Genomic DNA, 26,214 nt, shown 5'->3' on the forward strand with positions numbered 1-26,214 from the left:
ACTCATCACTTGTGGGAGCGCTCCCACACTACCTGACACGTACACATCCCGCACGTTCCCCGCCCGAGCCGAAGAGTCAAGCAACGGGGCAAGAAGTGCAGTTGGCCGGGGGGTCGGCACGTCAGGCAACAGGAGGACGCAATGCGCACGAGTTCCCGCCGGTCCGGACGGATGGTGGCCTTCGCGGCCGTGACCGCGCTGGCCGGCAGCCTGCTGGCCGGTTGTTCCAGCGATGACGACAGCGGCTCCGAGGGCGGCGACGGCAAAGTCACCCTCAATGTGGGCACGTTCGGTGTGCTGGGCCTGAAGCAGGCCGGTCTCTACGACGAGTACGAGAAGTCGCACCCGAACATCAAGATCAAAGAGAACGTCATCGAGCGGAACGACGCCTACTATCCGAAGCTCCTCACCCAGCTCCAGTCCGGCGCGGGTGTCAATGACGTAGCCGCCATCGAAGTCAGCAACATCACCGAGGTCGTACAGACCCAGGGTGCCAAGTTCGAGGACCTGAGCAAGGCCGAGGGCGTGGACAAGTCCACGTATCTCGACTGGAAGTGGAAGCAGGCCACGACCGAGGACGGCAAGACCGTCGGCCTCGGCGTCGACATCGGCCCCACCGCGCTGTGTTACCGCAAGGACCTCTTCAAGAAGGCCGGTCTGCCCACCGACCGCGAGGAGCTCGCCAAGGAGTGGGCAGGCGACTGGGACAAGTACGTCGCGCTCGGCGAGAAGTACATGAAGAAGGCCCCCGGCGAGACCAAGTTCGTCGACTCCGCCTCCAGTGTCTACAACGCCGTCTTCGCCGGTGCGAAAGAGCGGTACTACGACAAGGGCGGCAAGGAGATCTACGAGGACAGCCAGGGCCGCAAGGACGCCTGGGACGCGGCGATGAAGGTCGCGCGGGGCGACATGTCCTCCAAGCTCAAGCAGTTCGACCCGACGTGGGACCAGGGCTTCGCCAACGCCAAGTTCGCCACCGTGGCCTGCCCCGCGTGGATGGCCGGCTACATCCAGGAGAAGACGGGTCCGGAGGGCAAGGGCCAGTGGGACATGGCCAAGGCGCCCACGGACGGCAACTGGGGAGGAACGTTCCTCGGCGTGCCGAGCGCGGGCAAGCACAAGAAGGAGGCGACCGAGCTCGCCGTCTGGCTGACCCAGCCCGAGCAGCTCGCGAAGGTCTTCGCCAAGCAGGCCAGCTTCCCGTCCACCCCGTCGGCGTACGACACGCTGAAGCCGTCGCCGGCGACCAAGGCGTACTTCAATGACGCGCCCATCACGGAGATCTTCGCCGACATCGCGAAGAACACCCCCGCGGCCGTCTACGGCCTGAAGGACGCCCAGATCGGCCAGTCCATCACGGACATCGGTGTGCTCCAGGTGGAGCAACAGGGCAAGTCTCCGGCGGAGGGCTGGAAGGCCGCTCAGGAGGAGATCAAGGATGTTCTGGGACAGTGACGCGCATGTCCGAGACCGCTGAGTACGCCGAGACCGCGTCCCCCGGTGAGGGGGACGCGGCCCCGGCCGCGTCCGGGAGGCGCAAGGCCTCCCCCACGTCCTCGTGGCGCAGCCGCCTGTACCGCTGGGACATAAAGGCGTCGCCGTACGTCTTCGTCGCGCCGTTCTTCCTCTTCTTCGGCGCCTTCGGGCTCTTCCCGCTGCTCTACACGGGCTGGGCGTCGCTGCACCGCCTGTCGCTGACCGACCTCGACGGCAGCACCTGGATCGGCCTGGAGAACTACACCAACCTGCTGCAGAGCGACTACTTCTGGAACGCGCTCGGCAACACCTTCACCATCGGCGTCATCTCCACCGTCCCCCAGCTCTGCGTCGCGCTCGGCATCGCGCATCTGCTCAACTACAAGCTGCGCGGCTCCACTCTGTGGCGGGTCGCGATGCTCGCTCCGTACGCCACGTCGGTGGCGAGTGCCTCGCTGGTCTTCACGCTGCTCTTCGCGTGGGACGGCGGCATGGTCAACTGGCTGGCCGGGTCCATCGGCATCGACCCGATCAACTGGCGTGAATCGTCCTGGGGTTCGCAGTTCGCGGTGTCGTCGATCGTCATCTGGCGGTGGACCGGCTACAACGCGCTGATCTATCTGGCGGCGATGCAGGCCGTGCCGCACGACCTGTACGAGTCGGCCTCGCTGGACGGCGCTTCGCGCTGGCAGCAGTTCCGGCACGTGACCATCCCGATGCTGCGTCCGACGATCCTGTTCACGGTCGTCGTCTCCACCATCGGGGCGACCCAACTCTTCGGTGAGCCACTGCTGTTCGGCGGCACGGCCGGGTCCAAGGGCGGCGCCGACCACCAGTTCCAGACGCTGGGTCTCTATCTGTACGACCAGGGCTGGATCAACGGCCATCTGGGGCGGGCCTCGGCCGTCGCCTGGCTGATGCTCGTGATCCTGCTGCTCATCGCCGCGGTCAATCTGCTGATCGCCCGACGTCTGAGGAAGGCCCAATGAAGTCCGGCACCATGGCCCCCGAGGCCGGGCGTCCCGCGCCCGAGGGTGGACCTCCCGCGCCCAGGGCCGGGCGCCCCCTGGGCCTGAAGGCCGGGCGCACCATGCACGCGGGGCCCGTGACCTACCTCGTCCTCGCGCTGTTCACGGCCGTCTCGCTGGCCCCGCTGATCTGGACGGCGATCGCCGCGTCCCGTACGAGTGGGCGCCTCGCCCAGACCCCGCCGCCCCTCTGGTTCGGCGGGAACCTCTTCAAGAACATGGAGCGGGCCTGGACCGAGGCGAGCCTCGGTGACGCGATGCTCAACACCACGATCGTGGCGGGCAGCATCACCATCGGCACCGTCCTGTTCTCCACGATCGCCGGATTCGCCTTCGCCAAGCTGAAGTTCAAGTTCAGCGGTCTGCTGCTCCTGCTCACGATCGGCACGATGATGGTGCCGCCGCAGCTGAGTGTCGTACCGCTCTATCTGTGGGTCGCCGACCTGCAGTGGACCAATCAGCTCCAGGCGGTGATCCTGCCGACGTTCGTGAGCGCCTTCGGTGTGTTCTTCATGCGGCAGTACCTGCTCCAGGCGCTGCCGAGCGAGCTCATCGAGGCGGCGCGGATGGACGGGGCGAGTAGTCTGCGGATCATCTGGCACGTGGTGTTCCCCGCCGCGCGGCCCGCGATGGCGGTGCTCGGCCTCCTTACGTTCGTCATGGCCTGGAACGACTTCCTCTGGCCGATCATCGCGCTGAACCAGTCGAACCCCACGGTGCAGGTGGCGCTCAACTCCCTCGGTACGGGCTACATCCCGGACCGGGCGGTGATCATGGCGGGCGCCCTTCTCGGCACGCTGCCGCTGCTCCTGGCGTTCATCCTCTTCGGCAAGCAGATCGTGAGCGGCATCATGCAGGGCGCCGTCAAGGGCTGAGGCCCTCCCGCCCATCGCACTGCCGGGTGCCGGGGCCGGGCCGCCGCCTCGGCCCCGGCTCCCCGCCTCTTTCTTCCCCTGTCCTCTTACCCCACCCATGGGAGCGCTTCCATGCCTGAATCCCTCGCCTTTCCGGCCGATTTCCTCTGGGGTGCCGCCACGTCCGCGTACCAGATCGAGGGCGCCGTACGTGAAGACGGCCGCACCCCCTCCATCTGGGACACCTTCAGTCACACGCCCGGCAGGACGGCCGACGGCGACACCGGTGACGTGGCCGTCGAGCACTACCACCGCTACCGCGACGACGTGGCCCTCATGGCGGACCTCGGTCTGAACGCCTACCGCTTCTCCGTCTCCTGGTCGCGGGTGCAGCCCACCGGGCGCGGACCCGCCGTACAGCGCGGGCTCGACTTCTACCGGCGGCTCGTCGACGAACTGCTCGGCAAGGGCATCAAGCCCGCCCTGACCCTCTACCACTGGGACCTGCCACAGGAGTTGGAGGACGCGGGCGGCTGGCCCGCGCGGGAGACCGCCTACCGGTTCGCCGAGTACGCGGGTTTCGTCGCCGAAGCCCTCGGTGACCGCGTCGAGTCGTGGATCACGCTCAACGAGCCGTGGTGCAGCGCCTTCCTCGGCTACGGCTCCGGCGTGCACGCCCCCGGCCGCACCGACCCGGCGGCAGCGCTGGCGGCAGCGCACCACCTCAACCTCGCGCACGGTCTGGGCACCCAGGCGCTGCGTGCCGCCCTGCCTGCCCGCGCGCAGGTGGCGGTGAGCCTCAACTCCTCGGTGGTCAGGGCGGTTTCGCAGAGCCCCGCGGACCTGGACGCCCGCCGGCGCATCGACAACCTCGCGAACGGCGTCTTCCACGGCCCGATGCTGCACGGCGCCTACCCCGCGGACCTGCTCACCGACACGGCCCGGGTCACCGACTGGTCCTTCGTGCAGGACGGCGACCTGGCCGCCGCCCACCAGCCGCTGGACGCGCTCGGCCTGAACTACTACACGCCCGCCCTTGTCTCGGCGGCTCACGAAGACCCGGGCAACCCCCGCGCCGACGGGCACGGCGCCAGTGAGCACTCCCCGTGGCCCGCCTCCGACGACGTGGCCTTCCACCAGACGCCGGGCGACCGCACCGAGATGGGCTGGACCATCGACCCGACGGGGCTGCACGACCTGATCATGCGCTACACCCGCGAGGCGCCGGGCCTCCCGCTGTACGTCACCGAGAACGGCGCGGCCTACGACGACAAGCCCGACCCCGACGGCCGCGTCCACGACCCCGAGCGCATCGCCTACCTGCACGGCCACTTGGCCGCCGTCCGCCGCGCCATCACGGACGGCGCCGACGTCCGCGGCTACTACCTCTGGTCCCTGATGGACAACTTCGAATGGTCGTACGGCTACGGCAAGCGCTTCGGCGCGGTGTACGTCGACTACGAGACGCAGGCCCGCACCCCGAAGTCCAGCGCCCACTGGTACGCGGGCGTCGCGTCCGCCGGTGAGCTGCCGCGCGAGTACGTGGCGGACTGACCGGCCCCGGCCGGCGGTTCCGAGGAGCCGAGTGGCGCCCCGACCGGGTGGGGGGATGCCGGTCGAGGCGCCGTGGGGGGGGGTGGCAGCTACTGGGGTTCTACTGAGGTTCTACTGGGTTCCCGCGGGGCTACTTGTAGGCGGCGAACGCCTTCGTGAAGGCGAGCGGCTCCTGCTCGATCGACGAACAGGTCGGCTGCGCGCCGTTGTTGGCGCCGCCCTCACAGGCCTTGTCGCGCGTCGAGGACCACATCGCCAGCCAGCCGAGCCCCTTCTCCTCGGCGAACTTCACCAGCTCGGTGGCGTCGTCGACCTTGAATATCTCGGTGGTGACGTCGTTCACGCCGATCATCGGGGTGACCGCGACGGCCTTCCAGGCGGCCTCGTCGGACAGGTCGAGGGCGCCCTTGATCTGCTTCTGCGTGGCGGTCGCCGCGTCGATGGCGTACTTGCCCATGTCGCCGCTGTAGGACGGCCCGTAGTCCATCGCCATGATGTTGACGGCGGAGACCTTCACGCCGTTCTTCTTGGCGTCGGCGACGAGGTCGACGCCCGGCTGGGTAAGCCCCTCGGGCATGACGGGCAGCGTGAACGAGACGTCCAGGCCCTCGTGTTCCTTCTGGAGCTGCGCGATGGCCTGCGCGCGGCGGGTGTTGGCGGCGGTGTCGGGAAGCGCGGCGCCCTCGATGTCGAAGTCGACCTTCGTCAGCTTGTACTTGTCGATGACCTTGCCGTACGCCTTCGCCAGCTCGTCGGCGCTGTTGCACTTGAGGCCGAGCTCCGAGCCCGCCGCGCCACCGAACGACACGCGTACGTCGCCGCCCTTGGCCCGCAGGTCACCGATCTGCGAGGCGACCTTGTCGTCGTCGAGCCCGGTGGTGCCGCCCCAGAGGGGCTCACAGCTGCCGCCGGAGGTGATGAAAGCGAGGGTGAACTCCTTCACGCCGGTCTTGGCGGCCGTGTCGACGAGGTCGTACGCGGGGGCGAGCGAAGTGTCCACGAACGGGGCGAACTTGGCCTGGGCGGCTGCCTTGGCGGGGGTCTTCTCCGCGGGCGCCTTGTTCGCGAGGGCCGTCCCGGAGAAGAGGAAGGCGCCGCCGCCGACGAGGCCCGCGGCCACGATGCCGCCTATGACCTTGGACTTGGTGCTCACCGTGCGCCGATGCGTGCTGCTCATCGCGTGCCTGCCTTAGCTGTGCGGGGGGTGGGGTGCGTGCAGAACGCTAGCCCCGCGTGATCCGGCTTATCGGACCAATCGGACCCCAGGTCCGGATCTTAGGGCGGGCTTAAGGGAGCGATCGGGGACGGTTAATTTCCCGCGCTCCGCGCTGGGTCGGGGCACGATCGGATGCGGGGCAATCGGGTGGGTGGGCGGGAAAGATCCGCCGCGAAGCGGCGGTTCAGGGCGTCAGCGGAGGCTCGGGCTGCGCTTACGGCGACGTACGGCAGCACCCCGATGCCCACGGCCCCCGGCCACGGGCCTGCGACCGTCCAGCTGGATCCAGATGCGGACCTCCGTGCCGCCGAGGACGGACCGGCCGATCCGCACATCCCCGCCGGTGGACTCCGCCAACTGCCGCACGATGTCAAGCCCCAGGCCAGTGGACCCATCGGCCCCCGACCCCGCGCCCCGCGCCAACGCGGCCTCGGGATCGGCGATCCCCGCCCCCGCGTCCGACACCAGGACGATCACCGCGTCCTCGCCACTGTGCACGTCCACCGCGAACGCCGCCCCTTCCCGCGTGTGCCGGAAGACGTTGCCGAGCAACGCGTCCAGGGAGGCGACCAGTTCCGGGCGCGCCACCGGTATCCACACCGGCCGCTCCACCCCCGCGACCCGCACCTCGCGCCCCTCGTCCTCAGCGAGCGCCGACCAGAAGGCCATGCGGTCCTGGATCACCTCGGACGCGTCGCAGCCCGCGCCGGGGCCGACCGCGGCGGTCTGCGGCTTGGCGTCGCGGGCGGTGCGGATGATCGTGTCGACCTCGCGCTCCAGCTTCTCCACCGCGATACGGGTCTGCTCGGCCGCGGGGCCGTCACCCAGCGAGGCCGCGTTGAGCCGCAGCACCGTCAGCGGAGTGCGCAGGCGGTGCGACAGGTCCGCCGCCAACTCCCGCTCGTTCGCCAGGAGTTGCACCACCTGATCGGCCATCGAGTTGAACGCCACGGCCGCCAGGCGCAGTTCCGTGGGGCCCTCCTCCTGGACCCTCGCGCCCAGCTTTCCCTCCCCGAGGGACTGCGCCGCGCCCACGAGCCGCTTGGCGGGCTGCACCATGCGTACGCCCAGACGGTCCGCCACCGCCACGGACCCGATGATCAGCGCGACGCCGACGCCCGCGAGCACCAGCCACGCCGTGGTCACGCCGTTGCTGACCGCGCCCTCAGGCACGAAGATCTCGACCACGGCGATCTGTCCGGAGCTCAGCGCCGTCGGCTGGAGCAGCGCGAAGCCGCCCTCGACCGTCGCCGTCCGTGCCCGGCCCTCCTTGCGCGTGGTCTCCACCGCGTGCGCGTCAGCACGCCGGTCGCCGATCTCCAGGGCGGGCGCCTTGTCGATGGGCGGCACGTACACGGCCATGCGGCCCTCGCCGCCCGCCTCGGACGTGGCGACGGCCTTCGTCAGCTGATCGCGGTCGGTGGTGATGGAGAGCGTGGGGCCCATGCCGGCCGCGTGCCGCTCCGCGTTCGAGAAGGCACGGTCCCGCGCCATCTCCTGGATGACAAGGCCGAGCGGCACCGCGAAGGCGACCACGACCATCGTCGTGACGGCCAGGCACACCTTGACGAGCGCCCACCTCACAGCGGTGGCTCCAGCTTGACGCCGACACCCCGCAGCGTGTGCAGATAGCGCGGCCTGGCGGCCGTTTCGCCCAACTTCCGCCGCAGCCACGACAGATGTACGTCGATGGTCTGGTCGTCCCCGTAACTCTGCTGCCACACCTCGGCGAGCAGCTCCTTACGGGGTACGACGACGCCGGGACGCCCGGCGAGGAAGGCAAGCAGATCGAACTCGCGCCGGGTCAGATCGAGCCGCGCCCCGTCCAGCTCGGCCTGGCGGCGCAGCGGGTCGATGGCGAGCCCCCCGACCCGTAGCTCCCGGCTCGGCGGGTCCTCGCCCGCCGTGACGCGCGAGCGGCGCAGCACGGCGGCCATCCGGGCCGAGAGGTGCTCGACGGAGAACGGCTTGGTCAGGTAGTCGTCGGCGCCGTCGTTCAGGAGCCTGACGATCTCGGTCTCGTCGTCACGCGCGGTGGCGATGATCACGGGGACGTCGGTGATCCCGCGCAGCATCTTCAGCGCCTCGGAACCGTCCAGATCGGGCAGACCGAGGTCCAGGATCACCACGTCGAACCGGAAATGGGCCACCTCGCGCAGCGCCTCAAGGGCGGTGCCGACGCTGCGCACGGTGTGCGATGCCTCGGTCAGATGCCGGATGAGAGCGGAGCGTACGAACTGGTCATCCTCGACGACGAGCACACTTGCCATGGGCGGCACCGTACGCCATAGGGGTGACCCCGGTCCTCCTGGGACGCCGACGGGTCCTGTGGTGCAGTATGGCTCGCGATGCGCAGAGGACTCGTACACGCAATGGCTTGGTCGCTCGCCACGGGCGCGGCGGTCACGCTCTCCTGGTGGGGTGTCCACACGGTCATGGCGGGCACCGCCTACGACCCGCCGCGTGCCGTGCCGCTCGCGGCCGACGGCGACCGCACCGAGCCGCTCTCCTCCTCCACGCACCGCCCGGACCCGACGCCGACCCCCTCACCTTCGAAGTCGAAGAAGCCCTCGAAGACGGCCGAACCTCCCGAGAGCAAGCCGTCGAAGACAAAGACCGGCAAGCCGAGCAGCCCCTCCGCGCCCGCCTCCACACCCGGCAACGTGAAGAGCTACTCCTCCGAGGGCGGCCGGGTCGTCTTCGACCTCGGCAAGGACTCCGCGACGCTGGTGTCGGCGACCCCCGCGGCGGGCTGGTCGGTGCAGGTGTGGAAGCAGGACACCTGGATCCGGGTGGAATTCACGGCGGGCGCCGACAAGGTCTCGGTGTTCTGCACGTGGCACGACCACGCGCCCTCGGTGGAGATCAACGACTACTGACCGGTCGGTTCAGCGGAACACCGAGGGAGGCGGCGCGGGTGACGCCACCGCGCTCGCGTCCGTGACCGCCGCCGCTCCCCCGCTGAAGTCGATGAGCGCCCTGCCGTGCTCGACCCGTGCCGGATGCGAGTCCCCGGCGCTGCGCCGGGTCAGCTCGGCGATCGGCAGCGGCACGTCCGAGCCGACGAGCACCGCGTTGCCGAAGCGCTTGCCGCGCAGCACGGCCGGGTCGGCGATGAGCGCGAGCTCCGGGAAGAGCGTGGCGGCGGTGGCGAGCTGGCCGCGCAGATGCGCGAGCGGCGGTCCGTCGGCGAGATTGGCCGCGTAGAGACCGCCGGGCTTCAGGACCCTGCGTACGTCACCGAGGAACTCGGCGCTTGTGAGGTGGGCGGGGGTGCGGGCGCCGCTGAAGACGTCGGCTATGACGAGGTCCGCCCAGCCGTCCGCGATCTTCGCGAGGCCTTCGCGGGCGTCGGTGCCGCGCACCCTGACCCGGGCCTGCGGGTCCAACGGCAGTTCGCGGCGGACGAGTTGGATGAGCGCCGTGTCGCGCTCGATGACCTGCTGGGTGGAGCGGGGCCGTGTCGCGGCTATGTAGCGGGCGAGGGTGAAGGCGCCGCCGCCGAGGTGCAGGGCGTGGACCGGTTTGCCGGGCGGCGCGACCAGGTCGGCGACGTGGCCGAGCCTGCGCTGGTACTCGAAGTCGAGATACGCGGGGTCGTCGAGGTCGACATGGGACTGCGGGGCGCCGTCCACGAGCAGCGTCCACGCGCGCGGCCTGTCCCGGTCGGGCATCAGCTCGGCGAGCCCACCGTCCACCTTCTCGACGACGGCTTCCGCCTCTTCCCGGGACCGCCTGTTCCTTGCCATCAGACCATTATCGGCGTACGCGGAGTGCGCGGCCCGATGACCTTGGAGAACCGCTTCTCCCAGGGCTCAGCGGCAGTTGTCGGCGGCCTCGATGGTGCGGGCCGCCTGGCCGAGGGCCGCGCGCAGGACGGCGGGGTCGGTGACCGGGTCGGTCTCGTCGGGGGGCAGCAGCCAGCCGGTGCCCGCGACCGGGGGCGGCGGGGGGACGGGCTCCGGCTCGGCGTGCAGGCGCATGCCGCGGCCGAAGGTCTGCGTACACGCGCTGCCCGGCAGGTCCCAGGCGTCGGCGGTGCCGGGCGGGACCAGGAAGCCGAGGGTGTCGCAGCTCCCGTCGTGCAGGACGGGGCCGACGGCGTCGCCCGCCCCGCGGCGCAGGATGTCGACCGCTTCGAGGCCCTGGCGGGCCGGGACGGTGACGAGATCGCAGAAGTCGGGGGGGTCCGGGGGCGGGGCGCCCTGCTGTGGTGGTGCGCTGGGCTGCGGTGGTGCGCTGCGGTCCTGGGTCGGCAGGTGCCGTGCCGTGGTCAGCGACGCCCGCGATTCGCCGTTCTCCACGCCGATCTCCAACAAGGGGACCCCTCCTCGCAAGGGCGGAAGCCGCGTCGCTCCCTCTCCGCATGGTTCAACGCGGCACGGCGTCAACAGCTACGGCACAATGCCGCCGCAAAGGATGGCACTTCATGGCAGATCGTGGGTGAGATATCCGGTTTGTAGCCAAACTCCGCGTGCCGTACCCGTCACAGCGGGTACGTTCGTGCTCCGCCGGAACAGGGGCAGCACCGCCGGATCCACAGGATTCGGCGCAATCCGGCACGATCCGTACGAGAGGGTCAGGCCATGGCGTCGTCACCGATGGCATCGTCAACTCCGTCCCCACGACCGAACCTTCACTTCCGGCAGCTGCGCGGACAGCGCTCGCCGGGCGAGTTCGCCGCGTTGATCCGCCGGGCCGCTCGCGACATCGGTGAGCGCGTCAGCTGCGACGCCCGTTACATCGGGCGCGTCGAGGCGGGCGAGATCCGGTGCCCCAACTACGCCTACGAGCGGGTGTTCCTGCACATGTTCCCCGGCCGGACGCTGACGGATCTGGGGTTCGCGTCCCGCTCCGCAGTGCGCGGACGGGGGGCGCGCGCCGAGTCCGAAGCGCCCTCATCACACACCACGATCCAGCTGTATGAGTCTTGCCCGTCCGGGCCGATGGGCCCCGAACTGCACGAGTGCGACCCGTACGAGATCCAGAGTCACGAGGAGATCGACGTGCGGCGTCGCGCATTCATGAGCGGTACGGCCACCGTGGCCGCCGCGTCTCTGGGGTCCTTCGGGCTCGCGGAAGCGAGCCCGGCCGAGGCCACCGCACAGCACGGCGGCCGGCCGGGCGAGGCCGAGGCGAGCGCGGTCGAGGAGGCCGTGCGCAGGATCCGGCTTCTCGACGACCGGCACGGCGCCGACGGCCTGTACCGACGCGCCGCTGCCCCGCTGCGGACCGCCTACGCCCTGCTCGACGCGGGCACCACCCGGCAGCCTGTGGCGGACCGGCTCTACACGGGCGCCGGGGAACTGTCCATCTCCGTGGGCTGGTTGGCCCACGACTCGGGCCGCTTCGACGACGCGCGCTCGCACTACGCCGAGGCTCTCGCGACGGCCCGGATGGCCGGCGATCCGGCCCTGGAGGCGCACGCCTTCTGCAACACGGCCTTCCTGGCACGCGACGCCGGGCGGCCCAGGGAGGCGGTGCGCGCGTCCCAGGCGGCGACGCGGGCGGCCCGGCACCTCTCGTCGCCGCGGCTGCTCTCGCTCCTCGCGCTGCGGGAGGCGGGCGGCTGGGCGGGGCTCGGCGACCGGGCGGGCTGCGAACGGTCACTGACCCGCGCGCACGCCCTCTTCGACCGGGGTCCCACGGACGCCGACCCGGAGTGGATGACCTTCTACGGCCCCGCCGAGCTGGAAGTCCTTGAGGCACAGTGCTGGTCGGCGCTCGGTGACTGGGAGCGGGCCGCCCGGCACGCACGGCGCGCGGCGGGCATCGCGTCGGCGCAGACCCCGCAGTTCACCCGCAACATCGCCCTCTACACCGCGGAGCTCGCCGACGACCTGGCCCGCGCGGGCCGCCCGGACGAGGCGGCGACGGCGGGTATGCGCGTGCTCGGGCTCCTGGACGAGGTGCAGTCGTCGCGTATCCAGTCGATGCTCGCCACGACGGCCCGGGTGCTGCTTCCGCACCGACGCGCTTCGGGGGTGTGCGGCTTCCTGGAGCGGCATGCTTCCTTGCCGCGGGCGGTGTAGCCGGCCGTACGCCTCTGGCTCCTACGCCAGGTGCCCGGTGTCGTTCCACGACTCGATGGCCGGTTCGCCATAAGCCCAGCCCAGGGTGGAGATCGAGGTCGGGTTGAGGCGGATGCGGGCGGCGAAGTCGACGCCGAGGCCCAGCCAGCGTGCTCCGATGGAGCGCAGGATGTGCCCGTGCGCGAAGAGCAGGACGTCGCGGTCCGCGCTGCGGGCCCAGGCCACCACCTCGTCCGCGCGGGCGGTGATCTGCTCCAGGGTCTCGCCCCTGGGGACGCCGTCGCGCCAGATGAACCAGCCGGGGCGTACGCCTTGGATGTCGGCCGGGGTCATCCCCTCGTAGGAGCCGTAGTCCCACTCCATGAGGGTGTCCCAGGTGGTGGCACGGTCTCCGAAGCCGGCGATCTCGCAGGTCTCCCGCGCACGCGCGAGGGGGCTGGTGCGCACCTCGGCGTCCGGGAGGCCGTCGAAGGGGGCGCGGTGCAGGCGCTCGCCCAGGAGCTTCGCGCCGCGTCGGCCCTCTTCCAGGAGCGGGACGTCCGTCCTGCCGGTGTGCTTCCCGGACAGGGACCACTCCGTCTGTCCGTGTCGGGCCAGCAGGATGCGCGGTGCCATGTCGAGCCTTTCCGAGCCGACGGCCATCGGTCGATACCAGCGGGCCCATCAGCTGTCATAGAGCGAATTCTGTGGACAGGTAGCTGTCCGTACCCTCCATCATCACTCACCCGCCATGTCGCGATCACGGGTGCCCGCCAGGAGCAACCCGCTCGTCGATCTCTGCGTCTAAGACGACCGGGGACCGCCTCAGCGGGCTTTCGCGTACGCCGTAAAGTGATGCGGCGGCGAACACCGCATGACCAAAGACAGATGGGGGACCGACCGGATGCCGCAGACCCACGCTCCGGGCACCGGGGGCATAGGCGGGCTCCGGCTTCGCTGGTGGACGGAACTGCCGCTGATCGTGCTGGTGTACGCCGCGTACTCGGCGGGACGCCTGCTGGTCCGCGGTGACGTGGCCGACGCCGTCGACAACGGCCTGGACATACTCCACGTCGAGAAGCTCCTGAGCCTCAACGCCGAGCACCCGCTGAACCGTCTCTTCACCGACCATTCCTGGATAGGCGTCCCCGCCGATTTCTGGTACGCGTCGCTGCACTACCTGGTGACACCCGCGGTCCTCGTCTGGCTCTTCCGCAGCCGCGCGGTCCACTACCGCGCCGCACGCGCGTGGCTGATGACCTCCACCATGATCGGCCTGATCGGCTTCACGCTCCTGCCGACCTGCCCGCCCCGCCTGCTGAGCGAGGGGTACGGCTTCGTCGACACCATGGCGCAGTACAGCGACTTCGGCTGGTGGGGCGGCGAGGCGAGTGCGCCGCGCGGGCTCGGCGGCATGACCAACCAGTACGCGGCGATGCCGAGCCTGCACGTGGGGTGGGCGCTGTGGTGCGGGGTCATACTGTGGCGTCACGGCCGTTCGCCGCTGGTCAGGACCGCGGCGGTGGCCTACCCCCTGATCACCACGATCGTCGTGATGGGCACCGCGAACCACTACTTCCTCGACGCGGTCGCGGGCGCCGTGGTGATGGGCGTCGGACTGCTCCTCGTACGGCCGGTGCTGCGGATCGCGGACCGGGTGAAGGCCAGGGTCAAACTGCCGTTCGGCGCCGCGCGGCCTTCGTCGGGGGCGGTGGCCGGGTCGAGGCCGGCGTCCCTCGCGGGCTCGCCGTCGGCCTCATCCGCCCCAGAGTCCTCAATTGTCGGTGGCGGGTGCCAGACTTCGACGGGTGAGCGAATTCCCCGGCCGCGCAAGCGGCCTGCCGAGCCAGGCGCCGAGCCGAGTGCCCGCCCCGCCGAAGCGGGGGACAGCACTAAGACAGCGGCTCGCTGAGCTGCGCGGCCCCGACGTCCCCGCGTCGCCGCTCGACGCCCGCGCGCTGGCGGCCCTCGCCGCGAATCCGGGCTGCCGGAGGCGGGCGCTGCTCGACGGCGCGGGCGTGGACAAGACGACCCTTGCGCGGTCGCTCGGCTCCCCCGCGGCCTTCGGTCAGTCTCAGTTCGCGTTCATGCGGGGCAATGCCTTCGAGGCGAAGGTCAAGGCCGACGGCGGCGCGGAGCTGCTGCGTCTGGTGCACGGCCGGGTGGGAGGCGGCCCGGAGCCCGTGCCGGGCGAGTCGTCCGTCCCCGACCTCGCCGCGGTGGGCCCGGAAGGCCGCGCGGCCCGCACCTCGCTGGCGCTGCGCGAGGCGACGCCGACGGAGGGCTGGACCCTCCTGGACCATCCCATGCTGGCCCTCGACGTGGCCGGGACGCCCGCCTTCCTCGAACCGGACGCGGTGGTGGTCCATCCCGACGGCAGCTGGACGGTCGTCGAGATCAAGTCCTTCCCGATGATCGACGGTTCGGCGGACGCGGCGAAGGTGGGCGCGGCGGCGCGCCAGGCCGCGGTGTATGCCCTGGCGCTGGAGCGGGTCGCGGCGCACATGGACCCCGCGCCCCGCATCCGGCACCACGTGCTCCTGGTCTGCCCCAAGGACTTCTCGAACCTCCCCACGGCGTCGGCGATCGACGTGCGCAAGCAACTTTCGGTGACGAGGCGCCAGTTGGCGCGCCTGACCCGCATCGAGGACATCGCGGCAGCGCTCCCGGAGGGCACCACCTTCGACGTGAACCGCCCCGCGGCCGAGCTGACGGCGGCGGTCGAATCGGTCCCGGCGACGTACGCCCCCGAGTGCCTGGCCGCCTGCGAACTGGCCTTCCACTGCCGCGAGCGCTCCCGCGAGGAGGGCGCTGTGACGTCCCTGGGGCGTTCGGTGCGGGGCGAGCTGGGCGGCCTGACGACGATCGCGGGGGTTCTTTCCGCGGCGACCGGAGCCTCGGGCGATCCTGCGGACCCGGCGGTGGCGGCGCTTCGGCGGGCGGCGGTGCTGCGGGCCGAGGCATTGTCTGGCGCGGGCGCCTCGGGCGGGGATACGGCGGGGGGCACGCCATGCTGAGCGCCCCTGCGGTGCGGCCACCCGGCGCGCACCACCGCCTCTCCCACCGGTGCCCTGCGGCAGCCGCTCCCTTCACACCCAACCACCCACCGGCCAGCTCTTCAGTAAGCGGATGTCGCCGGGTAATCGGGTGGGCGGGTGGGGAGAATCCGCCGCGAAGCGGCGGGAAAAGAACCCACACCCCACCGGGAGGGATGGACCGGTGTCACTGATCGACAACCTCGCCCGCCTGGAAGCGGTAGCCACCGGCCGCGCCCAGCCGAGGGCGACCGTACGCCACCGGCACCTCTCCCAGCGCCCCCTCGTCCTCGTCCCCCTCATCACCGCCGGTGAGGCAGGCGCTCCCCTCGGCGCGCTCGTCGGGACGGAGCGCACCTCGCCCCGCATCCTCGTCGTACCGCAGCCCCGCGACCGCGACCTCCGCTTCACCTTCCTGGCCCAACTCGCGGACACCGTCCTGGAGTACGTCGACTCGTTCACGGACGACGTCGAGGCGGCGGAGCGCAGCGAGACGGACCCGGAGACGGGAAAGCGCGTCAAGGTGGAGGTCGAACTCTGCTCGGACGCACCGCAGTTGATCGTCCCGAGCCGCGCCGGCATCGACTTCGTACGGCTCATCGGCCGCTCCACCCGCTTCCGCCGCACCGCCGAGCAGGACCCGGAGACCCCGTATCCCGCCCCGCCCCGCGTCCCCCTCCTCGGCCGCTGGCTGACCCACTTCGGGGAGCGGGCCCGCGTTCCGGGCTCCTCCCTCCTCGTCGCCATGACCGAACTGCTCTCCCGGCACTGGGCCACCGGGCAGAGCAGCCTCGAAGACCAGCATCTAGGCGCCCTGCTCGCCTGGATCGAGGCCCCGGAAGGCACATCCGGGGCCGACGCCGCGCTCCGCGCCGAGCTGGCGCGGGACGAAGGCGGCCAGCTGCTCTGTCCGCCCGCGGGCCCCGCCACGGACCCGGCGTTCGACAACCACCTCCTCGCCCCGGCCATCGAGCGCTACGACCGCGCGCGCGGCACCCTCGCCGGTGCCGAGGACGGCATCCAGGCGGACACCCGTCTCGCCGAACTGGCCGCGGCCGAGCGGGAGATCCGTTCCCTGATCGAGAGCAGGACCCGCCCCACCTGGGACGCGGTGTGGCGCGGTCTCGACGCGCTCTGCACGCTCCCGGAGGCCCCGCACGCCACCGACCGCTGGACCCGCGACCGCTGGTCGTTCACCGGCCACCGCGACCGCGTCACGGCGGGCGAACCCCCGCAGCCCCGCGTCGACGACGCGGTGACGGCGGCGAACAAGCTGGCCACGCGCGAGCGCGAGCAGGGCAGACTCGACGCCCAGGAAGCACTCGACGACCCCCTGGTGATGGCGGGCCGCCGGCTCGCGGGCGAGGCCTTCGCGGGCGAGGTGACCGAGGTGGTCATGGCGTACAGCGAGAGCAAGAACCCAAGGCCTCGCCCCCTGGTCACCGTCCGCACGGACGACCACCCGCACCTGGCCGAGCGCGCGAAGGTGTACCGCTCGCTCCAAGGGAAGCCGCAGACAGCCGAGTTCGTGACGTACGAGGCGGGGGGCAGCGGCGTTTTCGTCGTCCTGCGCGTCCTCGACAAGATGGGGCGCGGCAAGGAGCCCGATGCGGGCTCCGTTCCGGAGAAGGGTGACCGGATCTGCTGGACGCTCTTCGAGCACGAGCAGCGCGGCGGCCCCAAGCTCCCTGACCCCGAGGCGACTCCCTGGACCCACGGCGGCCCGCCGGGCGACGCCGCCGAGCGCCCTGACCCCGTGACGCCGGAGGACACCCTGTGAGTCCGACTGCCCCCTTCGACCGCGCCTCGTTCGACCCTGGCGCGGCGGCAGGCCGCGCCACGGACGCGATCCTGCACGACACGCTGCACGGCGCGCACCGCGGTGTCGTCGTCGACTCGCCGCCCGGCGCGGGCAAGTCGACCCTCGTGGTCCGCGCGGCCCGCGAACTGGCCGCCGCGGGGCGGCCGTTGATGGTGATCGCGCAGACGAACGCGCAGGTCGACGACCTGGTCCTGCGCATCGCCGAGAAGGACCCCGAGCTGCCGATCGGCCGTCTGCACAGCAGCGACCCGGACGCGTACGACAAGGCGCTCGACGACCTGCCGTCCGTCCGTACGTCCACGAAGGCCGCCGACCTCGCGGGGCTCGACGTCGTCGTGTCGACCGCGGCGAAGTGGGCGCACGTCGACGTCACCAAGCTCGACGCGCCCTGGCGGCACGCGATCGTGGACGAGGCGTACCAAATGCGGTCGGACGCGCTGCTCGCGGTGGCCGGGCTCTTCGAGCGGGCCCTGTTCGTGGGCGACCCCGGCCAGCTCGACCCGTTCTCGATCGTGGGCGCCGACCAGTGGGCCGGACTCGCGTACGACCCTTCGGCGAGCGCCGTGACGACCCTGCTCGCGCACAACCCCGAGCTGCCCCAGCACCGCCTGCCGGTGTCCTGGCGGCTCCCGGCGTCGGCGGCGCCGCTGGTCTCGGCCGCGTTCTATCCGTACACGCCCTTCCGCAGCGGCACGGACCACGGCGACAGGCGGCTCGACTTCGGTGTGCCGTCCGACGGCTCGGGCCCGGACCGGGTGATCGACGAGGCGGCGGAGTCGGGCTGGGGCCTGCTCGAACTGCCCGCGCGGAACACGCCGCGCACCGACCCCGAGGCCGTACGCGCGGTGGCCCAGGTCGTCCGGCGCCTCCTCGACCGCGGCGGCGCGGCCACGTCGGAGCGTGGCCCGGACCCCACTCCCCTGACGGCCGACCGGATCGCCGTCGGCACCGCCCACCGCGACCAGGCGGCGGCGGTGCGGGCGATCCTCGCGGAAATGGGCGTAAGGGACGTCACGGTGGACACCGCCAACCGGCTCCAGGGCCGCGAGTTCGACGTGACGGTGGTCCTGCATCCGCTCTCCGGCCGCCCGGACGCCACCGCGTTCCACCTGGAGACGGGCCGTCTCTGCGTCCTGGCGTCCCGCCACCGCCACGCGTGCATCGTGATCTGCCGCGCGGGCGTCAGCGAACTCCTCGACGACCACCCGTCGACGGAACCGGTCCAACTGGGCGTCACGGTGAAGTTCCCGGATGGCTGGGAGGCCAACCACGCCGTACTCGCGCGCCTCGCGGAACACCGCGTTGGGTGGCGCCCGTGAACCCGCGGACCGAGCACCGCGTGGAATGGCGGCCATAGGCCACCGGCCCGAGGGGGCGGGGCGCTGGAAGACCCGCAGCCCAAGGCCCCCGGCCCCCTTGCGCGGCAAGGGAGAATGGAAGACGGCCCCACGGCCGAAACCGTACGAGGAGGAAGAACCATGGCGGAGCCCGAGCGGAGCCGGACCGAGCGGCGTCTACGACCCGCGCCCCTGCTCTTCGAGCCCGCGGAAGCCGCCGCCGACCCGGAGCACTTCTTCGACCTGGAGTCGATGGAGGACCCCCGGGAGCTCTTGGCCCGCGCCACCGAGCTGACCCACGCCTTCCGTGCCGCCACGGACCGTTCGGTCGAGTTCCAGGCGATCGCGGCGGCCCAGCTCGCCGACCCCCGGCGCTTCGACCGGCTGACGCCCGCCGCGATCGCCGAGCGCGCGCAGTGGACCGAGGACTACGCGAAGAAGATGGTCGAGTTCGGCCGGGATCTCCTGCGCGGGGCCGGTGCGAGTGGCGGCGGCCCGGAGGCCTGAGAGCGCCGGAAGTGGCCCTGAACCGGCCCTGAACCGGGCTCTGAATGGGTCCTGAACGACCCCTGAGAAGATCACGGGGCATATGCCATGGGGGCAAGGTACTCCCTCCCACCCACTGTTGTCCCGATTTCTGGCAACTCTCAGAAATGGAACCCTCACTACCGGTAGATGTAGTCGCCATGAGCCCCACGCGTCTTCACCCGGATCCCGCCCCCGCCGACGTCCAGGACATCTCCGACGTCACCACCGAGGGAGCCGCCTGGCTCGCCTCTGCGGAAACGTATCCGCGCAGCACCCTCGCCCACTGGCGCAGCCGCCCCACCGCCCCCGCCGTCCTCCCCTGCGGCTCCGTCTTCGACGTGGTGAGCGTCCCCGCGGTCTTCGGCCGGCGGATGCTCGACCGCTTATGGGAGGAAGGCCCCGGCTCGGGCCCCGTCGCCGCGCACCGCGGCCGCATGCTGCTCTTCGCCGCCCCCGGGACCGCTCAGCGACTGCCCTCGCTCCTCGAGTGGGAGGAGTGGGGCCGGGCCGTGCCGGGCATCCTCTGCCACGGCATGGGGGACGCCGTGACGGTGCCGCCGATCACCACGGGGAACCGGGACGCCGCGCCCTCCGGCCGCCTCGAAGGGCACCTCGAATCGCGCTGGCTGGTGGCCCCCGATGCCCGGCACCCCTGGCTTCCCGGGCCCGAGGTGGCGCTCTGGGCCTGCGTCCGCGCGGCCCGCGCGGCGGCCGGCTCCACGGTCCGTATATCGATTTTTCCTGGCGGCGATCAGGGTGCTAAGGTCTACGACGTCAGCAGGCGCCGCTAGCTCAGTTGGTTAGAGCAGCTGACTCTTAATCAGCGGGTCCGGGGTTCGAGTCCCTGGCGGCGCACAGACAGAAAGAAGCCCCTCGCGCAAGCGGGGGGCTTCTTTCATGCCCGGCCACATGGTCGTGGATCTCATCCATGCTCGGCCGCATGCCGTGGACCTCAGCCCACCGCCACCTTCACCGTCCACGCCCCCGAAGCCGTCCGTCCCTCGACCTCGACGCGCACGTCCTCGTCCGGCACCGTGAAGCTCTCCCCCGCCCCCACCGGCGCGTCCGCGAGCGGCGGATACACCGAGTCGCCCCAGCACGCCTCCGAATCCGGGTGGGCGTCGAGAACCTCGACCGGGCCACCGCCGGACGGCGCCTCGTTGCGTACGCGGTAGACGAGCACCCCCTCGCTGCACGTCTCGCGGTCGTTGCCCTCCGCCCCGCGCGCCTCGAAGGCGATCGCGCTGCCGCGGCCCGTGCGCACGACCGCCAGCTTGGTGCCGCCGATACCCCCGCGCGCGGGCCGCGTCGACAGCGGCTCCAGGGTCAGCCGCCGCCCCTCGCCGTCCACGCACGCCACCTGCCGCTTGTCCAGCCAGCCGAGCTTCCACTTGTGCCAGCCGAAGAGGTCAGGGGAGAGCCCGAACTGGCTGCCCATGACGTCCCAGTCGCCGACGTGCGTGTCCCAGTCGCCCTTGCCGTCCGTCGGCCGGTGGTACAGGTCGGGCAGGTCGAAGACGTGGCCGGTCTCGTGGGCGAGGACGTTGCGGTCCGGCGGATGCCGCTCGAAGACGGTGACGATGCGCTTGATCTCCGCGCCGTCGGCCCGCATCGGCCGGTCGAAGTTGACGACCTTCGTCGCGTCCGAGTTGACCCCGGGCGCGTCCGGGTCGGCGACGAAGTAGACGACGTCGTACCGCGAGAAGTCGACGTGCGGATCGGCGGCGGCCACCGCGTCCCGCAGGTAGGCGCTGCGCCGCGAAGCGTTCCAGTCTCGCTGTATGGCGTACGAGGTGGAGTCCTCCGGCATCTCGACCCACTCGCGCCGCGGGTGCGGGCGCAGGGCGAACCTGCCGTAGGAGGCACGGTCGAAGAACTGGCTGGTGGCGGGGAAGTAGTCGGCCGCGAGTTCCTCGGGGGCGGTCCGGGGCGGGGAGTCGGGGAAGGAGAGGAAGACCATCACCGCGTCGAGGGCCCGGTCGGGGCGCGGATAGGCGCCGTTCCAGGTGTCCAGGCCCTCCGAGTGATGTGCCGGGGTGCGCTGGAGCGCGCAGGGGACCGAGGTCTGGGCGATCGCGGGGCCCGCGACGAGCCCCGTGGCGGCGAGTGCGGTCAGGGACGTAAAGGCGGCGGCCGTGCTGCGCAACCGGGGTCTCTCCCCTCCACGGGTGAGTCCCCAGGGGGGTAGCTGACGCGGCACGTCCACCTCCGGATGCGGATTACGGGGCATCCCACCCACCCTGTGCCGCTTTAGGGAAATACGCCCTGTTTGTCTGAGCCAGCTGGGTGACGCGCCACTCCCGGAGTGCTCACGGAACGTCACAAGTTGTCGCCGGGCAGATTGAGGCGTAAAGGAAGCAGTAAGCGGGCGAGCAGAAACGATCTACCGCCTGGTGGGTGCCACATCCGTACCGGGCATGCGCCTGTCCTATGCCCTGCGCGCCCGCCACGCGGCGCCGCTCTGTGGCTGGATGCGCCCTCGGGCCAGCCCCTATGATCGGCACACTTTCCTGCGCGGGCCCGGCCTCGCCGAACAACTGCACTGCGGGAGCAAGTGGTGAACGGAACGTCTGAAGGCCAAGCGCCCACAGCGGTCACAGCACCCGACCTCGCCAGGGCGCCCACTACGGAGCGTCGCCATCCGGGGCAGCGGCCCGACCACCGAGCCGCATTCGCCGCCGCCCCTCTCGCCCTCGGCGTCGTGGACGGCGAGGGCCTCGTCGTCGATGCCAACGACGCGCTCGCCGAGCTGCTCGGCGCGACCCCGGACGAGCTCGCGGGACGTCTCGCCGCCGATCTGGTGGACCTGGCGTCGGACGCACGCACCTGGCACGCGTACCGCGAGGTGCTCCGCGGCCGCCAGGCGAAGCTGCGCTGCACCCGGCGCCTGAAACACCCCGACGGGCACTCGCTCTGGGTCCAGGTCACCGTCTCGCCGATGCCCGGCGGGCGCACGGTGCTGCTCGCCGCCACCGACATCAGCGCGCGCCGCGAGCTCCAGGCCCGGCTGCGGCATCTGCAGATGCACGACCCCGTGACCCGGCTGCCCAACCGCAGCCTGTTCTTCGAACGCCTCGCCGCCGCGCTCGAAGCGGGTGCGTACGACGACACGGGCACCGGGCGGATCGGGCTCTGCTATCTGGACCTCGACGGGTTCAAGGCGGTCAACGACACCCTCGGCCACCGGGTCGGCGACCGGCTGCTCGCGGCCGTCGCGGAGCGGCTCACGCGGTGCGCCGACGAGGCCGGGCACGGCAGGACGGCGGCCCCGCTGGTCGCACGGCTCGGCGGTGACGAGTTCGCGCTGCTCGTGGAGGACTCGACGGGCACGGACCAGCTGGCCGACCTCGCCGACGCGGCGCTCAAGGCGTTGCAGGACCCCTTCGACCTGTCGGGCCAGCGGCTCTCCGTGTCGGCGTCGATCGGCGTGGTGGAGCGGCGCGCGGCGGGGACGACGGCGACCTGCCTGATGCAGGCGGCCGACACGACGCTGTACTGGGCGAAGTCGGACGGCAAGGCACGCTGGACGCTCTTCGACCCCGAGCGCAACGCCCACCGCATGACCCGCCAGACGCTGTCGAGTTCGCTGCGCCCGGCCGTCGATCGAGGTGAATTCCTTCTGGACTACCAGCCGTTGGTGCGCCTTGAGGACGGCGGTGTGCGCGGGGTCGAGGCACTGGTGCGGTGGCAGCATCCGCGCTTCGGCCTGCTGACGCCGAATCGGTTCATCGGATTGGCGGAGGAGGACGGCTCGATCGTGCAGCTGGGCCGCTGGGTGCTGCGGACGGCGTGCCGCCAGGCCCGGCAGTGGCAGCTGGACCACCCGGAGCGGCCGCCGGTCTTCGTGAGCGTCAACGTCGCGGTGCGCCAGGTGTGGGACTCGGATCTGGTGGCCGACGTCGCGGAGATCCTCGCCGAAACGGAACTACCCCCCGAACTGCTCCAGTTGGAGCTCACCGAGTCGGCGGTGATGGGCTCGGCGGGCCGGCCGCTGCAGGCCCTTCAGTCGCTCAGCGACATGGGGGTGCGGATCGCCATCGACGACTTCGGCACGGGGTACTCGAACCTCGCGTACCTGAGCCGGCTACCGGTCTCCGTCCTCAAACTGGACGGCTCCTTCGTACGCGGCTTCCAGTACGACGCGGAAGCGGGCGAGGCACACATCAACCCCGCCGACGAGGTCATCGTCGAAGCCCTGGTGCAACTCGCGCACCGGCTCGGCCTGACCGTCACCGCCGAGTGCGTGGAGACCACGTCCCAGGCGGCGCGGCTGCGGCGGATCGGCTGCGACACCGGGCAGGGGTGGCTGTACTCCCGCCCGGTGGCGCCGGATCGTATCTCCGCTCTGCTCGCGGCCGGTTGAGCCGGTTGGCCGGTTGAGCAGCTCGACGGCTACGCGGCGGGGAGCCCGTAGGCGTCCGCGATCAACTCGTAGGAGCGAAGGCGCACTTCGCCGCTGTGCGCGTTGGCCGTGAGCATCATCTCGTCGGCGCCGGTGCGCTTGGCGAGGTCGTCTAGGCCGGTGCGGACCTCGTCGGCGGTGCCGTGGATGACGTTGGAGTTCCAGCTGTTGACGAACTCCCGCTCCATCTCACTGAATTCGTACGCCTCGGCCTCCTCGGGGGTCGGGACGAGCCCCGGCTTCCCGGTGCGAAGGCGGACCATGTTCAGTGCGGCGGCGAGGACTTGACGCCGGGCTTCGTTCTCGTCATCGGTGGCCAGTGCGGAGACGCCGATGAGGGCGTAGGGGGCATCGAGAACGGCGGACGGCTTGAACGACTCGCGGTAGAGGTCGAGGGCCGGGATCGTGTTCTGCGCGGAGAAGTGGTGCGCGAAGGCGAAGGGCAGGCCGAGGACTCCCGCGAGGCGGGCGCTGAACCCGGAGGAGCCGAGCAGCCACAGGGGCGGGCGGTGCGGGGACTGTACGCCGCCGGGTGAGGTGGCCTGGACCGGGCCGGGGACGGCGTGGATGCGGCTGTACGGGTGCCCGTCGGGAAAGTCGTCGTCCAGGAAGCGGGTCAGCTCGGCGAGCTGCTGCGGGAAGTCGTCGGCGCCTTCGTTGAGGCGGTCGGTCCTGCGCAGGGCGGCGGCGGTGGCGCCGTCCGTGCCCGGGGCGCGCCCCAGGCCCAGGTCGACGCGGCCCGGGACCATGGCCTCCAGGGTGCCGAACTGCTCCGCGATGACGAGCGGAGCGTGATTCGGCAGCATGACGCCGCCGGAGCCGAGGCGGATCCGCTCCGTGTGGGCGGCGAGGTGGGCGAGGATGACCGCCGGTGAGGAGGAGGCCACTCCCGGCATGGAGTGGTGCTCGGCCACCCAGTAGCGGTGGTATCCCCGCCCCTCCGCCAGCTTGGCGATCTCCACGCTCTTCTTCAGGGCATCGGTGGCGGTCCGCCCCGCGCCCACGGTCACCAGGTCAAGCACGGAGAGCGGAACCGGCGCGCTGCCGTACCGCTCGCCGCGAATGTCGTCGCTCGGGTCCACTGTCACGGGGGTCCTGCCTCCTGCTGCGCGGTGCGTTTCTCCTACTCCGCGGTGCAACAGGAGGCTGGCTCCGCTTTATTCCCGTAGGGGTGCGGGGTGCGGTGCTGCCGGGGGTGTGGTTGTCACCCCGCGGCTTGTCCTTGCCGAACAGGCCTTTCCCGCCCACCCACCCGATTGCCCCGCAGCGACCGGCGAACAGACGGACATACCGGACCCTAGTCCCGGGCCTGTACCACCGGCTCCTTCGTGAAGAGTGCACCCAGGGATGGGGCGTTCACCCGGCGGGAGGCCAGGCGTAGGGCTTCCCAGACCGTGACCTGGTTCGCCGTCAGGACCGGTTTGCCCAGGTCCTGCTCCAGGTCCTTCACGTACGCCGCCGTGTGCAGTGCCGTGTCCGGGAGCAGGAGCGCCTCCGCGTCGGGGTGGTCGCCCGCGTGGGCCATGGCCCTGACCTCCTGCCAGCCCCACGTACCCACCTCCGCGGCCGTGATGATGCCGTTCCCCTGCGCCGACACGACCTCCACGCCGGACGCCTTCAGGAACGCGGCGAAGAGCCCCGCCACGTCCTCCGGATACGTCGCGGCGACCGCGACCCTGCCCGCCCCCACCTCACGCACCGCGTGGGCGAACGCGAAGGACGTACTGGACGCCGGCAGGCCCGCCGACCGGGCCAGGGCGCGGACCTGGTCGTGCGCGCCCTCCCAGCCGAAGACGAAGCTCGCGCTGGTGCAGGCCCACACCACCGCCTCCGCCCCGGAAAGGCGCAGCTCCTCGACCCCGGCGGCGAGCCGTTTCGGCGACCCCATCTCCAGGAGGGCGTCGACCCGGTGCGCGTCCTCGCCGATGTCGGTGTGGACGACCTGCAGCCGGACATCACTCCCCAGCATCTGCTCCATGCGGGGGTAGTCGTCCTCAGCCGAGTGACCCGGATAGAGGAAACCAAGTGCGGTCACTTCCAGCCTCCTTCAAGGCAGCGTTGGTGGTCCTTCGGGCAGACCCTGGGGCGGATCGAGCGGTACGACGCCGGGCAGCTCCCCCGGCGAGGCGACCGGACCCGCGCCCGGCCTCGCACTCGGATTGATCAGCGCCTGGTAGGGCCCTACCGCATGCGTACCCAGACGGCGCAGGGCGGACCACATCGTCACCTGGTTCGCGGAGATCACCGGCATCCGCAGCTCGGCCTCCAGCTGCGGAATGACGTCGTACGTCGCGAGATTGGTGCAGCTGATGAAGAGCGCGTCGGCCCCGCCGAGCACCGCCCGCCGCGCCATCTCCGCCACGTCCTTGTAGGGGACTTTCCAGATGTGCCTGGTCAGGCCCAGGTAGGCGCGGCCGGTGACGGACACGCCCGACTCGCCCAGGTAGTGCTCCAGGGACTGGGTCACCGACCAGGTGTAGGGCGTGACGAGCGCGATGCGCCGCGCGCCCAGATCGTCGAGCGCTTCGAGCAGCGCGCCCGAGGTGGTGACGGCGGAGACCGCGCCCTCGCGGGTCATGGCCTCGCACATCGCGCGCTCGCCGGCGATGCCGCCGACGAAGCTTCCCGAAGTGCAGGCGTAGGCCAGGACTTCGGGTTCGGCGGCGCTCAGGGCACGCACCGCCTCGCCGAGCGTTTCGTGCTCGCTGACGAGTCGTGCCAGGTCAAGGCTTACCTCGACGGGCACGTACGGAGTGCGTGTCAGGTGGAGGGAGACCTCGTCCGGCACCCAGCGCCAGAGCTCCCGGTCGAGGGCGAAGTCGAAAGGGGCGACGACACCCACACCGCGTTGAGGGTGTGGTCCGCCGAGGAAGGAGACGTCCATGAGCAGGCCCCAAGTTCGTGCGTGCGTGCAATGGAGGGACCGGCCGGGGGCCGGGAGATGCGGAGCC

General features: G+C 71.3%; 22 protein-coding genes, 1 tRNA gene and 1 pseudogene. 14 read left to right on the top strand and 10 right to left on the bottom strand.

Translation table 11 applies throughout. From position 1 onward, the window contains the following. The first annotated feature begins 141 nt into the window (after positions 1–141). The 4 genes from ACWGI2_RS14065 to ACWGI2_RS14080 all read left to right on the top strand — a co-directional run bounded on the left by ACWGI2_RS14065 (position 142) and on the right by ACWGI2_RS14080 (position 4,912). The gene (locus ACWGI2_RS14065) at positions 142–1,455 is read left to right on the top strand and encodes an ABC transporter substrate-binding protein (protein WP_453695465.1); all 1,314 of its coding nucleotides are present in this window, start codon (positions 142–144) and stop codon (positions 1,453–1,455) included. Between the two features lie 5 nt (positions 1,456–1,460). Beyond that, positions 1,461–2,465 carry a carbohydrate ABC transporter permease gene (locus ACWGI2_RS14070; protein ID WP_453395663.1) on the top strand — a complete coding sequence of 335 codons (1,005 nt, stop codon included), beginning with the start codon at positions 1,461–1,463 and terminating at the stop codon, positions 2,463–2,465. Beyond that, positions 2,462–3,379: a carbohydrate ABC transporter permease gene (locus tag ACWGI2_RS14075; RefSeq protein WP_453695467.1), complete on the top strand. Its 918-nt coding sequence runs from the start codon at positions 2,462–2,464 to the stop codon at positions 3,377–3,379. The genes ACWGI2_RS14070 and ACWGI2_RS14075 overlap by 4 nt, the downstream gene beginning before the upstream one ends. Before the next feature lie 111 nt (positions 3,380–3,490). Beyond that, on the top strand, positions 3,491–4,912 hold the full coding sequence (locus ACWGI2_RS14080) for a GH1 family beta-glucosidase (protein WP_453695468.1): 1,422 nt from the start codon (positions 3,491–3,493) through the stop codon (positions 4,910–4,912). Positions 4,913–5,042: 130 nt separating this feature from the next. Here the strand turns inward: ACWGI2_RS14080 and ACWGI2_RS14085 are convergent. The 3 genes and pseudogenes from ACWGI2_RS14085 to ACWGI2_RS14095 form a co-directional block, all read right to left on the bottom strand. Next, positions 5,043–5,972: pseudogene (locus tag ACWGI2_RS14085) on the bottom strand (chitinase); the annotation flags it as partial. Between the two features lie 348 nt (positions 5,973–6,320). Beyond that, the gene (locus ACWGI2_RS14090; RefSeq protein ID WP_453695470.1) at positions 6,321–7,712 is read right to left on the bottom strand and encodes a sensor histidine kinase; all 1,392 of its coding nucleotides are present in this window, start codon (positions 7,710–7,712) and stop codon (positions 6,321–6,323) included. Continuing rightward, positions 7,709–8,398 carry a response regulator transcription factor gene (locus ACWGI2_RS14095; protein WP_160505184.1) on the bottom strand — a complete coding sequence of 230 codons (690 nt, stop codon included), beginning with the start codon at positions 8,396–8,398 and terminating at the stop codon, positions 7,709–7,711. Before ACWGI2_RS14095 ends, ACWGI2_RS14090 begins: the two co-directional genes overlap by 4 nt. A 78-nt stretch (positions 8,399–8,476) precedes the next feature. On the opposite strand from ACWGI2_RS14095, the gene ACWGI2_RS14100 reads away from it, so the two are divergent. Next, positions 8,477–9,007: a hypothetical protein gene (locus ACWGI2_RS14100; protein WP_453395667.1), complete on the top strand. Its 531-nt coding sequence runs from the start codon at positions 8,477–8,479 to the stop codon at positions 9,005–9,007. Between the two features lie 9 nt (positions 9,008–9,016). Here ACWGI2_RS14100 and ACWGI2_RS14105 read toward each other — a convergent pair whose 3' ends face one another. Together ACWGI2_RS14105 and ACWGI2_RS14110 are read right to left on the bottom strand one after the other, a co-directional pair. Next, complete coding sequence (locus ACWGI2_RS14105; RefSeq protein WP_453395668.1) at positions 9,017–9,877, bottom strand: spermidine synthase; 861 nt, start codon at positions 9,875–9,877, stop codon at positions 9,017–9,019. A 66-nt stretch (positions 9,878–9,943) separates the two neighbouring features. Next, positions 9,944–10,447, bottom strand: coding sequence for a hypothetical protein (locus ACWGI2_RS14110; protein ID WP_453695472.1), 504 nt, complete (start codon positions 10,445–10,447; stop codon positions 9,944–9,946). A 267-nt stretch (positions 10,448–10,714) separates the two neighbouring features. Between ACWGI2_RS14110 and ACWGI2_RS14115 the strand changes: the two genes are divergently transcribed. Then, on the top strand, positions 10,715–12,160 hold the full coding sequence (locus tag ACWGI2_RS14115) for a tetratricopeptide repeat protein (RefSeq protein ID WP_453395670.1): 1,446 nt from the start codon (positions 10,715–10,717) through the stop codon (positions 12,158–12,160). Positions 12,161–12,181: 21 nt separating this feature from the next. Here ACWGI2_RS14115 and ACWGI2_RS14120 read toward each other — a convergent pair whose 3' ends face one another. Next, entirely contained in the window at positions 12,182–12,775 is a 594-nt protein-coding gene (locus ACWGI2_RS14120; RefSeq protein ID WP_453395671.1) for a histidine phosphatase family protein, read from the bottom strand. A gap of 268 nt (positions 12,776–13,043) precedes the next feature. Between ACWGI2_RS14120 and ACWGI2_RS14125 the strand changes: the two genes are divergently transcribed. The 7 genes from ACWGI2_RS14125 (at position 13,044) to ACWGI2_RS14155 (ending at position 19,716) form a co-directional block, all read left to right on the top strand. After that, on the top strand, positions 13,044–14,051 hold the full coding sequence (locus ACWGI2_RS14125; protein WP_453695761.1) for a phosphatase PAP2 family protein: 1,008 nt from the start codon (positions 13,044–13,046) through the stop codon (positions 14,049–14,051). Then, entirely contained in the window at positions 14,002–15,156 is a 1,155-nt protein-coding gene (locus tag ACWGI2_RS14130) for a hypothetical protein (protein ID WP_453695763.1), read from the top strand. The genes ACWGI2_RS14125 and ACWGI2_RS14130 overlap by 50 nt, the downstream gene beginning before the upstream one ends. Before the next feature lie 202 nt (positions 15,157–15,358). Further along, positions 15,359–16,954: a hypothetical protein gene (locus ACWGI2_RS14135; RefSeq protein WP_453395672.1), complete on the top strand. Its 1,596-nt coding sequence runs from the start codon at positions 15,359–15,361 to the stop codon at positions 16,952–16,954. After that, positions 16,951–18,315 (top strand): AAA domain-containing protein, encoded by a 1,365-nt coding sequence (locus ACWGI2_RS14140; RefSeq protein WP_453695473.1) that lies wholly within the window; start codon positions 16,951–16,953, stop codon positions 18,313–18,315. Before ACWGI2_RS14135 ends, ACWGI2_RS14140 begins: the two co-directional genes overlap by 4 nt. Positions 18,316–18,474: 159 nt before the next feature. Next, the gene (locus tag ACWGI2_RS14145) at positions 18,475–18,840 is read left to right on the top strand and encodes a hypothetical protein (protein ID WP_453695474.1); all 366 of its coding nucleotides are present in this window, start codon (positions 18,475–18,477) and stop codon (positions 18,838–18,840) included. A 179-nt stretch (positions 18,841–19,019) separates the two neighbouring features. Then, on the top strand, positions 19,020–19,652 hold the full coding sequence (locus ACWGI2_RS14150; RefSeq protein WP_453695475.1) for a bifunctional DNA primase/polymerase: 633 nt from the start codon (positions 19,020–19,022) through the stop codon (positions 19,650–19,652). Next, a tRNA-Lys gene (locus ACWGI2_RS14155) sits at positions 19,643–19,716 on the top strand. Before ACWGI2_RS14150 ends, ACWGI2_RS14155 begins: the two co-directional genes overlap by 10 nt. 97 nt (positions 19,717–19,813) lie before the next feature. On the opposite strand, the gene ACWGI2_RS14160 is transcribed toward ACWGI2_RS14155, so the two are convergent. Continuing rightward, positions 19,814–21,091, bottom strand: a complete 1,278-nt coding sequence (locus tag ACWGI2_RS14160) for a M6 family metalloprotease domain-containing protein (RefSeq protein ID WP_453695476.1) — start codon at positions 21,089–21,091, stop codon at positions 19,814–19,816. A 327-nt stretch (positions 21,092–21,418) separates the two neighbouring features. Here ACWGI2_RS14160 and ACWGI2_RS14165 point away from each other — a divergent pair, with 327 nt between their 5' ends. Then, positions 21,419–23,224, top strand: coding sequence for a putative bifunctional diguanylate cyclase/phosphodiesterase (locus ACWGI2_RS14165; RefSeq protein ID WP_453695477.1), 1,806 nt, complete (start codon positions 21,419–21,421; stop codon positions 23,222–23,224). Between the two features lie 29 nt (positions 23,225–23,253). Here the strand turns inward: ACWGI2_RS14165 and ACWGI2_RS14170 are convergent, their stop codons facing one another. The 3 genes from ACWGI2_RS14170 to ACWGI2_RS14180 form a co-directional block, all read right to left on the bottom strand. Next, a complete protein-coding gene (locus ACWGI2_RS14170) occupies positions 23,254–24,351 on the bottom strand; it encodes an LLM class flavin-dependent oxidoreductase (RefSeq protein WP_453695478.1) in 1,098 nt (365 codons plus the stop codon). Positions 24,352–24,560: 209 nt separating this feature from the next. Beyond that, complete coding sequence (locus ACWGI2_RS14175; protein ID WP_453395679.1) at positions 24,561–25,298, bottom strand: maleate cis-trans isomerase family protein; 738 nt, start codon at positions 25,296–25,298, stop codon at positions 24,561–24,563. A 12-nt stretch (positions 25,299–25,310) separates the two neighbouring features. Next, positions 25,311–26,147 carry a maleate cis-trans isomerase family protein gene (locus ACWGI2_RS14180; RefSeq protein ID WP_160505198.1) on the bottom strand — a complete coding sequence of 279 codons (837 nt, stop codon included), beginning with the start codon at positions 26,145–26,147 and terminating at the stop codon, positions 25,311–25,313. Between the last annotated feature and the right edge of the window lie 67 nt (positions 26,148–26,214).

The sequence above is a fragment of the Streptomyces sp. NPDC054866 genome (assembly GCF_053610745.1).